This is a genomic window from Kribbella sp. NBC_01505, from assembly GCF_045040285.1.
GTDB lineage: Bacteria > Actinomycetota > Actinomycetes > Propionibacteriales > Kribbellaceae > Kribbella.
Window position 1 is genome coordinate 9,260,530 of record NZ_CP109425.1, and the last position, 14,147, is coordinate 9,274,676.

The following is a 14,147-nucleotide window of genomic DNA, read 5'->3' on the forward strand; positions in this document are numbered from 1 at the left end:
TCAGCTCATCGTCGGGATGACGAAGCTGGCGCCCTCTTTGGCACCTGAGGGCCAGCGCTGGGTGACGGTCTTGGTCTTGGTGTAGAAGCGGAACGAGTCGGGACCGTGCTGGTTCAGGTCGCCGAATCCGGACCGCTTCCAGCCACCGAAGGTGTGGTAGGCGATCGGCACCGGGATCGGCACGTTCACTCCGACCATGCCGACATCGACGCGGGACGTGAAGTCGCGCGCGGTGTCGCCGTCGCGGGTGTAGATCGAGACACCGTTGCCGTAGGCATGCTCTGTCGGCAGCCGCAGCGCGTCCTCGTAGTTCTCGGCGCGGGCGATCACCAGCACCGGCCCGAAGATCTCCTCGTCGTAGATCCGCATGCCCGGGGTGACCCGGTCGAACAGCGTCGGGCCCAGGAAGAAGCCGGACTCGTGACCGGCGAGGCTGAAGTCGCGGCCGTCGACCAGCAGCTCGGCGCCTTCCTCGATGCCGATCGCGATGTAGTCGAGCACCCGCTGCCGCGCCTCGGCCGTGACGAGCGGTCCGTAGTCCGACTTCTCGTCCAGGCTGTGGCCGACATTCAGATTGGCGATGCGTTCCCGCAGCTTGGCGACCAGCGCATCCGCGGTCTCCTGCCCGACCGGTACGGCGACCGAGATCGCCATGCACCGTTCACCCGCGGAACCGTACCCGGCGCCGACGAGCGCATCGGCGGCGTCGTCCAGGTCCGCGTCCGGCATGATGATCATGTGGTTCTTGGCGCCACCGAAACACTGTGCGCGCTTGCCGTTGGCGGCCGCGCTCTCATAGATGTACTGCGCGATCGGCGTGGAACCGACGAAGCCGACGGCCCGGACCCGCGGGTCCTCCAGGAGCGTGTCGACCGCCTCCTTGTCGCCGTTCACCACGTTGAACACACCGGCCGGCAGCCCGGCCTCGAGGAACAGTTCGGCGATCCGCAGCGGCACCGAGGGGTCACGCTCGGACGGCTTCAGGATGAACGAGTTGCCGGCGGACAGCGCGGGGCCGGCCTTCCAGAGCGGGATCATCGCCGGGAAGTTGAACGGCGTGATGCCCGCGACGACGCCGAGCGGCTGACGCAGCGAGTAGACGTCGATGCCGGTCCCGGCACCGGCGCTGAACTCGCCCTTGAGCAGGTGCGGACCACCCGCGGCGAACTCGATCACCTCGAGACCGCGCTGGATGTCGCCCTTGGCGTCCGCGACCGTCTTGCCGTGTTCGCTCGACAGCAGCCGCGCCAGCGACTCCATGTCCTTGTTGACCAGGTCGAGGAAGCGCAGCAGCACGCGCGCGCGGCGCTGCGGGTTCCAGGCGGCCCACTCGCGCTGGGCCTGCTCGGCGTTGTCGATCGCCGCGACCACCTCGGCCTTGCTCGCCAACGGGACCCGCGACTGCACGGTGCCCTGGTTGGGGTCGAACACGTCCGCGAAGCGGCCGGACGTCCCCTCGATGTGCCGACCTGCGACGAAGTGACTCAGCTCGTTGACCAACGTCTCGCTCCCTTGAGGGCAACCTGACCAGGGCGTGTCTCTTAAGTCCGCGCCGTAGGCGGGGAGTTAAGAGACACGCCCTAATTACTAGGACGTGCGACAAATTAGCTGGACGTCCTAGTACTTTCCTAGGGCGTGGATCACAACCGCGGAACCCGGCCCGATTGCGTAGGCTGATCGGGTAGCTGGTTCGTCCTGGCAGCCGGTCAGGACGTCGCAAGAGGGAACCCGGTGTGAATCCGGGACTGCCCCGCAGCGGTAAGTGGGAACGACCACCGTCATACGCACTGGACCGAGAGGTCTGGGAAGCGACGGTCAGTAGGTGTCCGGCCCGCCGGACGTGCCCACGAGTCCGAAGACCTGCCAGCCACCCGCGGTGCGCCCGACGTACCGCGGTGATCACGAGGCCTCGTGGGAGGGCCGGGCGTGCCATTGCGTCTGCCTGCCTCCCTGCGTGCCTCTGGTCCTTCAAGACTGGCTCGCTAAGGAGAGACGCTTGACCACCGTGCACGGCTACCCCAGGCAAGGCCCGAACCGGGAGCTGAAGAAGGCGATCGAGGGCTACTGGAAGGGTTCAGTCACCGCCGACGCCCTCCGGCAGACCGCCGCCGAGCTCCGCCGGTCCAACTGGCAGCAGCTCGCCGACGCCGGGATCGACGAGGTCCCGACCGGTGACTTCTCGTACTACGACCATGTGCTGGACACCTCCGTCCTGCTCGGCGCGATCCCGGAGCGCCACCGCACCGCGGTCGCGGCGGACGCGCTGGACGGCTACTTCGCCATGGCACGCGGTACCCAGGAGGTCGCTCCGCTGGAGATGACCAAGTGGTTCGACACGAACTACCACTACCTGGTCCCCGAGCTCGGCCCGGACACCACGTTCGCCGCCGACTCCACCAAGCAGGTCGCCGAACTGCGCGAGGCTCTCGCGCTCGGCCTCAAGGCCCGCCCGGTCCTGGTCGGACCGATCACCTACCTCCTGCTCGCCAAGCCGGCGCCCGGCGTGGCCGAGGACTTCGAACCGCTGTCGCTGCTGCCCCAAATCCTTCCCGTGTACGCCGAGATCCTCGGCGACCTGCGCGCGGCCGGTGCCGAGTGGGTGCAGCTGGATGAGCCGGCTCTGGTCCAGGACCGGACCGCGGACGAGTTGGCCGCGACCACTCGCGCGTACGCCGAACTCGGTGGTCTGCTCGATCGCCCGAAGCTCCTGGTCGCGTCGTACTTCGACCGGCTCGGCGAGGCGCTGCCGGTGCTGGCCAAGTCGCCGATCGAGGGACTGGCCATCGACTTCACCGGTCCGGCCGCGGCAAACCTCGACGACCTGGCCGCCGTACCGGAGATTCGCCAGAAGCGACTCGTCGCGGGCGTCGTCAACGGCCGGAACATCTGGCTGAACGATCTGCCCAAGTCGCTGTCCACGCTGGCCGTTCTGCTCGGCTTGGCCGACCAGGTCGACGTCAGCTCGTCGTGTTCACTTCTGCATGTGCCGCTCGACGTGGCGGCTGACACCGACCTTGATCCGGAGGTCGCCGGCTGGCTCGCGTTCGCCCGGCAGAAGACGGCTGAGATCGTGACGCTGGCCCGCGGGATCACCGAAGGCACTGAGGCGATCGAGGCCGAGCTGGAGGCCAACCGCGCGGCGCTGGGGTCACGGGCCGGTTCGGCGTTGACCAACAACCCGGTCGTGCGGGCGCGAGTTGCAGCAGTCACCGCCGATGACAGCCGCCGGGTGGCGTCGTACGGGGAGCGAAGCGCGGCGCAGCAGAAGCGGCTCGAGCTGCCGTTGCTGCCGACGACCACGGTCGGCTCGTTCCCGCAGACCACCGAGCTGCGGACTGCGCGGGCGGATCTGCGTGCGGGCCGGATCGACGAGGCGCAGTACGACGAGCGCATCGCGGCCGAGATCCGGGAGGTGCTGACCTTCCAGGAGAAGGCCGGGCTCGACGTCCTGGTGCACGGTGAGCCTGAGCGCAACGACATGGTGCAGTACTTCGCCGAGCAGCTCGACGGGTACGTCGCCACGCAGCACGGCTGGGTCCAGTCGTACGGCACCCGGTATGTGCGGCCGCCTGTCCTCGTCGGAGACATTTCCCGTCCGGAACCGATGACGGTCCGCTGGTGGAAGTACGCCCAGTCGCAGACTGACCGGCCGGTGAAAGGCATGCTCACGGGACCGGTCACGATGCTGGCCTGGTCGTTCGTCCGCGACGATCAACCGCGCAGTGAAACTGCTCGGCAGGTCGCGCTCGCCCTCCGCGACGAGGTCGTCGACCTGGAGACCGCAGGCGCCGCAGTCATTCAGGTGGACGAACCCGCCCTCCGCGAGACGTTGCCGTTGCGGCAGGCGGATCGCGCCGCCTACCTGAACTGGGGCACGGAAGTCTTCCGGCTGACAACCAGCGGGGTACGTGCGGATACGCAGATCCATACGCATATGTGTTACGTCGAGTTCGGCGACATCCTCAACGCACTCGACGAGATGGATGCCGATGTCGCCAGCCTGGAGGCGGCCCGCTCGCACATGCAGGTCGCGCACGAACTCGGCGCGGCCGGCTACCCGCGCGGCGTCGGTCCGGGCGTCTACGATATCCACTCACCCCGGGTCCCCAGTACGCCGGAAGTGGTGTCTTTGCTGCACAAGGGGCTGGACGCGATCCCGGCCGCACGCCTCTGGGTCAACCCGGACTGCGGCCTGAAGACTCGCGGCTGGCCCGAGGTCCGCGACTCGCTGCAGAACCTGGTCGGCGCAGCCCGCGAGATCCGGGCGGCCCACGGCGACTGACGAGTAACGGCCGGAGCCTGATCGGCTCCGGCCACCTCGTCCTTTCGAACGGCGTGGCGGTTTCGCAGGTGCCGTAGGGTGGGCACCAGAACAACCTCTTCAAGGTTCTCGTTGTCGTGACCGGCCGCAGCTGAAGATCGCGGCGGATGTGTCTACGCGGACTGAGCAGATTTCCTGCCCAATTGGCTCCGCAGCCATCACGATGTGAGGACCTCATGCCATCCGCCGGCACGATGCTGACCGCTACCCAAAAACAGCCGACCACCACGCCGAAGGGCAGCGACTTCGCGCCGTTGCTCCGGGAGATCAAGGCCGCCGGGCTGCTCGAACGCCGTACCGGTGAGTATGTGCTGGCGATCGTGATCAACCTGCTCTGCCTGGGCGCGGTGGTCGCCGGGCTCATCCTGCTCGGCAACTCGTGGCTCGTGCTGCTGCTGACGATCCCGGCCGGCATCTTCAGCACGCGGGCGGCGTTCTTCGGCCACGACGCGGGGCACCAGCAGATCGGCAGCTCGCGCCGGCTGCACGACGCGATCGGTCAGCTGCACGCCAACTTCCTGCTCGGCATGAGCTACGGCTGGTGGAACGACAAGCACAACAAACACCACGCGAACCCGAACCACACCGACAAGGACCCGGACGTCGCCGCGGGTGTCCTGGTCTGGACGCTCGCCCAGGCCGAGGGCCGCCAGGGCCTGTACGGCTGGCTGAGCCGCAACCAGGCGCGCATCTTCTTCCCGTTGCTCAGCCTCGAAGGCTTCAGCCTGAAGGTCTCCGGGATCACGTACCTGCTCACGCACCGGCCGCGCCGCGAGTCCGTCCTGGAGCTCGGCCTGATCGTCGCGCACCTGACCGTGTACTTCGGTGGTCTGCTGCTGATCATGTCGCCGCAGAAGGCGCTCGTCTTCGCCGTCCTGCACCACGTGCTGTTCGGCCTGCACCTCGGCAGCGTCTTCGCGCCGAACCACAAGGGCATGGAGATGCCCGACTGCGACGCCGCGTCCAAGTGGGGTCACCTCGAGAAGCAGGTCCGGACGTCGCGCAACGTCCACGGCAACCTGGTCACCGACTGGCTCATGGGCGGTCTGAACTACCAGATCGAGCACCACCTCTTCCCGAACATGCCGCGCGCCAACCTGCGCCGCGCCCAGGGTGCGGTCCGCGCCTACTGCGAGCGCGTCGGCGTCCCCTACCTGTCGACCAACATCATCGAGTCCTACGCCCAGGGGCTGCGCCACATGCACGAGGTCGGCCGGCAGCTGCGATCCCCCGCTACGTCGTAGGTTCCTGTCAAGATGTCCCCCGTGGACATCCTGCAGCGAAACAACGTGGTCGTCACGGGCAATCCGGACGGCCGGACGGTCGTCCTGGCCCACGGCTTCGGCTGTGACCAGAACATGTGGCGACTGACTGTTCCCGCCTTGGCTCCCGAGCACCGCGTGGTCCTGTTCGACTACGTGGGTTCGGGGCAGTCGGACCTGTCCGCGTTCGACGAGTCCCGGTATGCATCACTCGACGGGTACGCCGAAGACGTGGTCGAGGTCGCGGATGCGCTCGACCTGACCGATGCGGTGTTCGTCGGACATTCGGTCAGTGCGATGATCGGCGTACTGGCCGCTCAGAAGGCGCCGGAGCGGTTCGGCGCCTTGGTGATGGTCGGACCGTCGCCCCGATACGTTGATGACGGCGACTACCACGGCGGCTTCAGCGCCGAGGACATCGACGAGCTGCTCGCGTCGCTCGAGGCCAACTACCTCGGCTGGTCGACTGCGATGGCTCCGGTCATCATGGGTACGCCGGATCGCCCGGAGCTCGGCGACGAGCTGACGCAGAGCTTCTGCGCCACTGACCCCGCGATCGCCCGGGTGTTCGCCCGGACGACGTTCCTGTCCGACTCCCGCGCAGACCTCGCGAGCGTGCGGGTCCCGACGCTGATCCTGGAATCCACGGAGGACGTCATCGCGCCCCGCCAGGTCGGCGCCTACGTGCACGATGCCGTCGCCGGATCGACTCTCGTCACCCTCGACGCCACCGGCCACTGCCCACACCTGTCCGCGCCCGAAGCCACCAACCAGGCGCTCACGACCTTCCTCGCGACGCTGCCGTGACAGACACGGCCGGCGCTGCGTACGACGGCGCTCCGAGTGGTCAGCTGACGACCGCGCCGGACGGCCGGATCCTGCTGGCCAACCGCACGCTCCTCACCTGGCTCGGCCGACCGCGTGAGGAGGTGGTGGGCGCACTGCGGTTCGCCGACCTGCTCACTGTCGGCGGCAAGCTCTACCACGAGACGCACTTCGCTCCTCTGCTCCGTCTACAGGGCGAGGTCAGCGGTGTCGCCCTCGAACTCAAGCGCGCCGACGGCAGCCGGATGCCGATCCTGGTGTCGTCGACAGTCCAGTACGACGACGCCGGCGAACCGCAGCTGGTCCGCACGACGATCTTCGACGCCCAACTGCGACGCGCCTACGAGGAGGAGCTGCTCCGGGAACGTCAGGCGGCCGAGGCGGCCAGAGCCCGGTTGCAGGACGCGCTGGCGGTGCTCCAACAGTCGTTGCTTCCGGCAACTTTGCCGGCCGTACCAGGGATCGCCGTCGCGGCCGACTACCACACCGCCTCCCCCGACGACCTCGGCGGCGACTTCTACGACGTCTTCGCGATCGACGACGAACGGTGGGGCTTCTTCCTCGGCGATGTCTCCGGCAAGGGCCCCGAGGCGGCTGCTGTCACCTCGCTGGCGCGCTACTCGCTGCGGGCGGCAGCCCTCCACGATCCGGCCGCTGCTCTGAGCACGCTCAACGTCCTGCTGCACGAGCGGTACGCCGAAGGGGACCCGCGCTACTGCACCGCGGTCTTCGGGACCCTGCGAAACGACCCCGCGACCGGCCAGGTCGCCGTACGGTTCGCATCCGGCGGTCATCCGCCGCCGCTGCTGATCCGCGCCGACGGCAGCTCGGAGTTTCTGCTGAGTCCCGACGGCACCCTGATCGGCATCCTGCCGGACTCGAAGTTCCCGTTGACCGACGTCACGCTCGCTCCGGGTGACCTGCTGCTGCTCTACACCGACGGACTGACCGAGGCCCGCCGTGGCCGCGAGCTCTACGGCCCGGAGGCCGTCCAGAAGCTGGCAGGTCAGTACGCCGGCGGCTCACCGGCTGCCCTCGTCCAGGCACTCTCCGAAGTCGTGGCCGGTTTCGGGCCTCGCCTGGCCGACGACACCGCGCTGCTCGCGTTCGGGCCCCCGGCTAACAATCGTTGAGCCGAATTCGCCGTACTGGTCAGGTTCGGCGACAGCGCGGTGCATGATATGCCCATGGACCAGATGGCTCGCTCTTCCGAGCCCACAACAGCACCGGTGATCCGGCCGTCGGACGACGACGTCGTGACCGCGGATGCCTTCGCTCATCTGGCGGTCGAGCTGCACGATGCCGACGGGATGAACGAGACCGTCGAGGCCGTCGTCCAGTTCGCTCTGCAGGCCGAAGCGTGCTCGTATGCCGGTGTGGCCCTGGTCCTGCGCGGCAGCCGGGAGATCGCGGCCGTGACCGATCCGCTGGTCGCCGAGATCTATCAGCTCCAGTTCGACCTCGGCGAGGGTCCGATGCTGACCGCACTCACCGAAGGGGTGTCGGTCCTCGTCCCGGACGCGGCGACCGAGACGCGCTGGCCGGCTTGGGCCCTCAAGATGACGCAGTTCCCGATCGGCTCGGTCCTGCACGTGCCGATGTGGGCGAACGCCCAGCTGATCGGTGTGCTCTCGCTGTACAACACCGAGCCGAACGCCTTCAGCGAGGACGACGAGGCGATCGCGCACATCCTCGCCCGGCACGCCTCGGTCGCGGTCGCGTCCACCCGCGACGACGAGACGATGAGCGCCGCGGTGGACGCGCGCAAGCTGGTCGGCCAGGCGATGGGCATCCTGATGGAGCGCTTCGACCTCGACGAGACCAGAGCCTTCGAGATCCTCAAGCGCTACTCGCAGCAGAACAACGTCAAGCTGCGCGACGTGGCCCAAGAGCTGATCGACACGCGGAAGCTGCGGGGCTCCTACGGTGAGTGACGAGCTCGCCGTCGAGATCCTGGACCGCGGGCCGGATGTCGTGATCGCCCTCACCGGCGAGCTCGACTTCGGTACCAACGCGGCCTTCCTCGACCAGGTCCAGCCCTTCGCCGACGCCGGTCGCGCGCTGATCCTCGACCTGGATCAAGTGACCTTCTGCGACTCGAGCGGCCTCGGCGCCCTCGTCCGGTTGCACCAACTCTCCCAGGCCGCCGGCGGCGGTCTCGTGCTGGCCCGGCTCCAGCCGCAGCTCGAGTCCACGATCAAGCTGACCATGCTGCACCGGCTGCTCAGCATCCAGACCGAGGTGCCCTAGACCTCCACACACCCCTCATACCCCCAGGCGCAGAGATGAGGGATTGCCCCTCATGCCTGGGGGGTGCCTCAGGCAGGAGATTGGTGGCAGAAGGTCAACCACCACAAACCACCAACCTGGGGGTAAAGGAAATGAAGCGTCAAGGGATCGCCGTCCTGGCCGGAGTGGCCGCTGTGCTCGCCGGAACCGTGCTGCCGGCCGGAGTCGCCGCAGCCGACGGACTGCCGCTGCAGAGCCCGTGCACGGAGCAGAAGGACATCACGGGACCGCAGTTCGCCGTCAACCTGTGCGACGTGACCGACGCGGACCAGTTCCGCACCCACCTGGCCAAGGAGGGCAGCGTCCACTGCGGGCCGACCTCGCTCTACAACGCGATGTACTACCTCGGTGAGCACAAGGGCCTGCCGATGCGGGTGGTGCCGAACGGTCAGCTGATGACCGAGTACGACCCGCACGACCCGGCCGACTACGACGAGGCGACCGCGTGGATCGGGTGGCTGGGTTCGAAGGCCGGCATGGGCCCGAACCCGAGCGGTTCCAGCGCGAGCGGCAACCGCGCCGCCTTCGACGCGGCCACCGCCGGCGCCAAGCAGAGCGGCTGGACGGTCAACCGCGGCGGCACCGGCTCCGACGGCCTGCCGGAGTTCGGCCTGGAGATCGCGAAGCGGCTCCGGAACGCACCCGTGCAGATGTGGTACGGCCGGTACGTCCTGAACTCCGACAACACCCACACCCGCACCGGCGGCCACGCTGTCACGGTCGTCGCGGCCAAGGGCGACATCGGCTCCGGCAAGGTCGAGCTGACGCTGCACGACCCGGCCCGCTCCGACGACCACAAGACGCCCGGCTACAAGGACACCCAGTCGCAGATCCGCGACGAGCAGGTCACCCTCTACCGGGTGAACATCCGCACCAAGTCGGTCGACGCCGACACCGGCGTCGAGACCATCAAGCAGCACACCTACTGGCGACTGTTCGGCGAGAACTACACGGGCACGACCCTGCAGTACGTCGAAGCCTTCAACTGGTTCGAGACCGCACCGCCGGTCGGCTGATCCCAACGCAGTAACACGAGCGGCCCCTGGAGGGAGGGGGCCGCTCGTTCGTTCATGCCAGGGCCCGGCCGAGTTCGCGGCGGCCGGTGATGCCGAGCTTGATGTAGATGCGGCCGAGGTGGTTCTCCACCGTCTTCGGGGAGACGAACAGCTCCTGCGCGATGTCGCGGTTGCTGCGGCCGGTGACTGCGAGGCCGGCGACTCTGCGTTCGCTGGCGGTCAGGGAGTCCTGGCCCGGAGCCACCAGGGCTCGGGGCCGATCGCCCAAGGCCTGCAGGACTTCCGCCACTCGAGTGCGCAGTACGACGGCACCGCATGCGGCCGCGAGTTCGCCGCCGCGGTTCAGGGTCTCGCGGGCATCGGTCCGGCGGCCGACGACCCGGTAGGCCTCACCGAGATCGACCAACGCCCGCGCCAACTCCAACCTGGCCGGCGAACGCTCCAGTACGGCGACCGCCTCGGTCAGCGTCTCGACCCGGCGTGCTCCTTGCCCGACATCGACCTTCGCCGACAGGCGCAGCGCGGCCCCCAGATCGGAGGCTGCACCCCAACGTCGGCTCAACTCCAGCTGATCATTCGCCAGCTCACGCGCCGCTGCTTCATCGCCCAACCGCAACTGGGCCAACGCCGCCGGAGTCCGCCACGGCACCGCCGGCGGATCCAGATCCGCCGCCACCATGTCGTCCCGCAACCGGTACGCATGGTCGAGCGCGGCCATCGGATCGTCCTGCTCCAGCGCGATCCGGGCCCGGGTCGCCTCCAGCCACATCGCCGCGATCACTCGCGGGGCGTTCCGGCTCGACTCGTCGTACTCGGCCAGCATCGCCTCCGCCCCGGCCAGATCACCCCGCTCCAGCGCCGCGTACGCCGCGAACGTGACCGCGGTCGCCCGGATCGCCACCACCTGCGGGGTCAGGTCCTCCGAAGCGATCGCCGCCAGCACGCCGTCCGCGTCGGCCTCGACCGCAGGCAGGTCACCGCAACGCCAGGCCAGGAAGTCCGAGACGTTGGCGACCATCGCGAACTCGATCGGCGAGCCGTGCCGCCGGACCCAGTCCTGAGCGCCCGCGATCTCGTCCCGGGCCGGTCCGACCCCGTCGGCCGCGATCAGCGACATCATCGCGAGCAGCCAGCCGACCAGCGGATCCGCCTGCCCGACCGAGTCCTTGAGCAGTGCACCCCGGCGCAACGCGCGCTCCGCGGTACGCCGTACATCGGCCGACGGACTGACCTCGTACCGGCCGCATTGGGCCAGCAGGGCGAGCAGGATCCGCTCGTCGGCACTATCACCGGGCAGATCGGCGAACCCGCGCAGGTGCTCCGAGGCGCGCTTGCGTTCCGAGGGCAGGTACGAGCGGATGATCCCGAGCCGCGCATCCAACGCCAACCGCGCCGGCCTGTCATCGTCGGCCCAGTCGTCGAGCGCGTGCATCAGCTCGGCCGCGGCAGCGACCGGCCCGTCGACCACTGAGGTGGCGGAGGCCGCCGTACCGAGTAGTGCGGCACGCTCGCGGCCGGTGCTCCCTGACGCGGCGGCCAGCAGATAGCGGCGGGCGGTTAGTGGATCGCCGTTACGCAACAGCAGTTTCCCCAGCAGGCCTTGGAGTTCGGCGTTCGCCGGCTCGACCTCGACGGCCCGATTCAGGTAGTCGATCGCCTTCTCGACATCGCCGGCGGTCGCGCACAGGTTCGCGGCCTCGGTGAAGATCGCGACGGCTGCCTCCAGAGTCCCGGCCGGTGCTTGCACCAGGTGTGCGGCAATCCGATCGGCCGCCGCTCGCGCGGCCCAGAGAGCCTCGGCAGCTCGCCCGTGGAGCGTGGCCTGATCGACCGGACCCAAGGTCGACGCCACCGAGTCGCGGATCACCGGATGCACGAAACTCAGCAGCGCAGGCGCGTGTGGAGTCTGCGCGGACTCGACGGTGACGACGTGCGCGGCAACGAGCTCGTCCACGGCCGCCGCCAGAGCGGACTCCGGCAGCTGGGCGACCGCACCGGCGGCCCAGATATCGGTGCGGGCCCCGAGCACAGCCACGGTCTTCGCCAACGCGAGCGCGGTCGGCGACAACCTGGACAACAGCGTCCGGCTCACCGCACTCGCACCAAGTCCGCGAACGGTCGCCGCAGTCGCCGCATCGGTCGTCGACCGGTCCAGAACCGTCAGCTCATCCAGCAACGACTCGGCCAGGAACGGGTTCCCGCCACTCGCCGCCAGGACCGCATCCACGACCTCGTCCGCGGCCTCGCTCCGGCTGCGCTCCGCAATCAGTACGGCGATGCCGTCGCGACTCAACGGTCGCGGCAGCAACCGCTCGACGTGGCGGGCGACCGTCAGCTCGGCGAGCGGACCGAGCCGATCCGGCGGCGGCCTGGTCGCGACCAGCAGCGCGATCGGCAGATCGCCAACCCGCTTGGACAGATAGGACAGGAAGCGCAGCGACGGCGGATCGGCCCACTGGGCATCGTCGATGGTGATCAGCAGCGGACGCGGTGCGGCCAGGTCGACGGCGACCCACCACAAGGCGTGCATGGTCCGGACCACCTCGGCATCCCCGGCATCCGGGGCCGCCTTGTCGAGCGCCTCGATCGCGCGACCGGTCGGTCCGGCGATGATCGCGGCCCGGGTCTCCCCGGCGTACCGGGCGATGGAGCGCTCGATCAGCTGCCGGACGACACCCCAGGCCATCGCGCTCTCGACCTCGTCACCGGTCGACTGCATCCGGACGAACCCGCGCTCCTTGGCCATCGCGCGGGCCTCGGCGACCAGCCGCGACTTGCCGATCCCGGCCTCGCCCTCGATCACCACCACCTGGCCGTCACCCCGACCGGCCGCATCCAGCGCCGCGGCGATCCGGCCGAGCTCGTCCGGCCGCTCGAGCACCCCGCTCATCCAGAACCCGGCAGTGCATCAGCAACCCGAGCCAATAGGTCGGGCTGGTCACTTGTTATTTGGCGGAGCGGTTTGCCGTGGCCGAAGAGCACGAGCGCCGGGCGCAGCGCGGCGAGCCGCCGCATCGCCTGATGGTTGCGTTCGACATCGAAAGTCAGGAAGTTCCAGGGCGCGGAGACCTTGGGCAGCCGGAAGAAGACGTCGCCGCAGAGCAGCGTCCGATCCGATTCCCGCCACAACGCGATGTGGCCGGGCGAGTGGCCCGGCACGTCCAGCACCGTGAAGCTGCCCACCTGATCGCCCTCGACCAGCCGCCGGCTGACCGGATGCGGCGACGGCATCTTCCCGCGCGCCATCAGCGCCGGGATCCGTCCAGGCGCGGGCACCGGCGAGGCCGTCTCGATCGCCTCGGCGTCGCCGGCCCCTGCCCACAAGGGGATACCGAGCTTCTCGCAGACCGCATGGCTGGAGCCAAAATGATCGGGGTGCGCATGCGTCACCACATGCGCGTTCACCTCGTGACCCTGCAGTTGCCGCAGGATCCGCCCGGCCGCGGCCGGGGTCCCGGCATCGACCAGTACGTCGTCGACGAGGTACGCGTTCATGAAATGCGGCGGCCGGCCCAACAACTGACCGACCCCCACCGCTAGCTGCCGCACAGACGGATCTTAGTCATCTCAGGACCCGTACGACGACCATCGGCGTGGCTCAGGAACTCAGGAAGCGCACCCAGTACTCGGTCCGGTCCTGGTGCGGCTGCAGCTCGAACCGCTCCCCCGTGCCGAGCGCCAGCACGACGACCGGCTCCGGCTCGGCCGGTTCGACGACGCAGGACACCACCTGGCGCAGGTCGACCGGGACCACCTGCAGCACCGTCCCCGGCCGGCTGCTGAGCAGATCGGGAACGAAGATCGACCGCTCGGTGGTCAGGATCAGGAAGCCGTAGTCGTACTCACGGTCGTGCTGGATCCCCCACACCAGATCGGTGACCAGCTCGGTCTCGCTGAGAAGCTCCACCACGTCCAGATGCTGCGCGGCCAGCTCATCGCCGCTCACGCCGTCGGCCCTCGTTGCGCCCGTCAGCAAGTCGGCCAGCTTGCGGCCGTGGTTCCGGACCACCGCCGCCTTCTCCGGCTGGTCGAGCTCCTCCAGCAGGTCGGCGATCCGCTCCATCAGTTCGAGCGGCTTGCCCTCCACCCGATCGGACCATCCGCGATCACGGGAGACCTGCAGTTGCGCGCGATGAGCCTCCAGCGCGGCCGGCTTGTCGCCCAGCTCCGCGTTGAGCTCACCTAGCTCCGCATACCGCGCGTACGGGCTGCTGTCCGCCGTACTGTGCTGGATCGAATATTCGTACGCCTCCCGGGCGCCCGTGAGATCGCCGAGCGCCCGCAGATGCCAGCCCAACCGGCCGGCGGCATCGGCCGCGGTCTCCGGTGAACGTTCCATCAGCCATCGGCAGACCGCCGCTCCCCGCTGGTGGTTGAGCCGGAGCGTCAGGGACAAGATGCGGTTGGCAACGGATGCCGGGAGTTGCATCTTGC

The 14,147-nt window shown here is 68.9% G+C and carries 11 protein-coding genes and 1 riboswitch; of the genes, 7 read left to right on the forward strand and 4 right to left on the reverse strand.

Features of this window, described 5'->3' with window-relative positions; genetic code table 11:
- Positions 1-1,500: a CoA-acylating methylmalonate-semialdehyde dehydrogenase gene (locus tag OG474_RS43145; RefSeq protein ID WP_405059479.1), complete on the reverse strand. Its 1,500-nt coding sequence runs from the start codon at positions 1,498-1,500 to the stop codon at positions 1-3.
- A gap of 169 nt (positions 1,501-1,669) precedes the next feature.
- Positions 1,670-1,883, forward strand: a riboswitch (cobalamin riboswitch).
- 122 nt (positions 1,884-2,005) lie between these two features.
- Between OG474_RS43145 and metE the strand changes: the two genes are divergently transcribed.
- The 7 genes from metE to OG474_RS43180 all read left to right on the forward strand — a co-directional run bounded on the left by metE (position 2,006) and on the right by OG474_RS43180 (position 9,713).
- Positions 2,006-4,282 (forward strand): 5-methyltetrahydropteroyltriglutamate--homocysteine S-methyltransferase, encoded by a 2,277-nt coding sequence (gene metE, locus OG474_RS43150; RefSeq protein ID WP_405064674.1) that lies wholly within the window; start codon positions 2,006-2,008, stop codon positions 4,280-4,282.
- 215 nt (positions 4,283-4,497) lie between these two features.
- Positions 4,498-5,565 (forward strand): fatty acid desaturase family protein, encoded by a 1,068-nt coding sequence (locus OG474_RS43155; RefSeq protein ID WP_405059480.1) that lies wholly within the window; start codon positions 4,498-4,500, stop codon positions 5,563-5,565.
- 12 nt (positions 5,566-5,577) lie between these two features.
- Positions 5,578-6,390: an alpha/beta fold hydrolase gene (locus tag OG474_RS43160; RefSeq protein ID WP_405059481.1), complete on the forward strand. Its 813-nt coding sequence runs from the start codon at positions 5,578-5,580 to the stop codon at positions 6,388-6,390.
- Positions 6,387-7,541, forward strand: a complete 1,155-nt coding sequence (locus tag OG474_RS43165; protein ID WP_405059482.1) for a PP2C family protein-serine/threonine phosphatase — start codon at positions 6,387-6,389, stop codon at positions 7,539-7,541. The genes OG474_RS43160 and OG474_RS43165 overlap by 4 nt, the downstream gene beginning before the upstream one ends.
- 63 nt (positions 7,542-7,604) lie before the next feature.
- On the forward strand, positions 7,605-8,342 hold the full coding sequence (locus tag OG474_RS43170; RefSeq protein WP_405064675.1) for a GAF and ANTAR domain-containing protein: 738 nt from the start codon (positions 7,605-7,607) through the stop codon (positions 8,340-8,342).
- Positions 8,335-8,658 (forward strand): STAS domain-containing protein, encoded by a 324-nt coding sequence (locus tag OG474_RS43175; RefSeq protein ID WP_405059483.1) that lies wholly within the window; start codon positions 8,335-8,337, stop codon positions 8,656-8,658. The genes OG474_RS43170 and OG474_RS43175 overlap by 8 nt, the downstream gene beginning before the upstream one ends.
- Positions 8,659-8,789: 131 nt before the next feature.
- Positions 8,790-9,713 carry a hypothetical protein gene (locus OG474_RS43180; RefSeq protein ID WP_405059484.1) on the forward strand — a complete coding sequence of 308 codons (924 nt, stop codon included), beginning with the start codon at positions 8,790-8,792 and terminating at the stop codon, positions 9,711-9,713.
- Between the two features lie 52 nt (positions 9,714-9,765).
- On the opposite strand, the gene OG474_RS43185 is transcribed toward OG474_RS43180, so the two are convergent.
- Genes OG474_RS43185 through OG474_RS43195 form a run of 3 tightly spaced genes read right to left on the reverse strand, consistent with a single transcriptional unit; the run spans position 9,766 to position 14,142 of the window.
- On the reverse strand, positions 9,766-12,603 hold the full coding sequence (locus OG474_RS43185) for an AAA family ATPase (protein ID WP_405059485.1): 2,838 nt from the start codon (positions 12,601-12,603) through the stop codon (positions 9,766-9,768).
- Entirely contained in the window at positions 12,600-13,262 is a 663-nt protein-coding gene (locus tag OG474_RS43190; protein ID WP_405059486.1) for an MBL fold metallo-hydrolase, read from the reverse strand. Before OG474_RS43190 ends, OG474_RS43185 begins: the two co-directional genes overlap by 4 nt.
- Before the next feature lie 49 nt (positions 13,263-13,311).
- Positions 13,312-14,142, reverse strand: coding sequence for a hypothetical protein (locus OG474_RS43195; protein ID WP_405059487.1), 831 nt, complete (start codon positions 14,140-14,142; stop codon positions 13,312-13,314).
- Positions 14,143-14,147 lie beyond the last annotated feature (5 nt).

Excerpts from the sequence above, each read along its gene's own strand:
- OG474_RS43155 (WP_405059480.1), top strand. The coding sequence starts at position 4,498 with ATGCCATCCGCCGGCACGATGCTGACCGCTACCCAAAAACAGCCGACC.
- OG474_RS43160 (WP_405059481.1), top strand. The coding sequence starts at position 5,578 with ATGTCCCCCGTGGACATCCTGCAGCGAAACAACGTGGTCGTCACGGGC.
- OG474_RS43170 (WP_405064675.1), top strand. The coding sequence starts at position 7,605 with ATGGCTCGCTCTTCCGAGCCCACAACAGCACCGGTGATCCGGCCGTCG.
- OG474_RS43180 (WP_405059484.1), top strand. The coding sequence starts at position 8,790 with ATGAAGCGTCAAGGGATCGCCGTCCTGGCCGGAGTGGCCGCTGTGCTC.
- OG474_RS43185 (WP_405059485.1), bottom strand. The coding sequence starts at position 12,603 with ATGAGCGGGGTGCTCGAGCGGCCGGACGAGCTCGGCCGGATCGCCGCG.
- OG474_RS43195 (WP_405059487.1), bottom strand. The coding sequence starts at position 14,142 with ATGCAACTCCCGGCATCCGTTGCCAACCGCATCTTGTCCCTGACGCTC.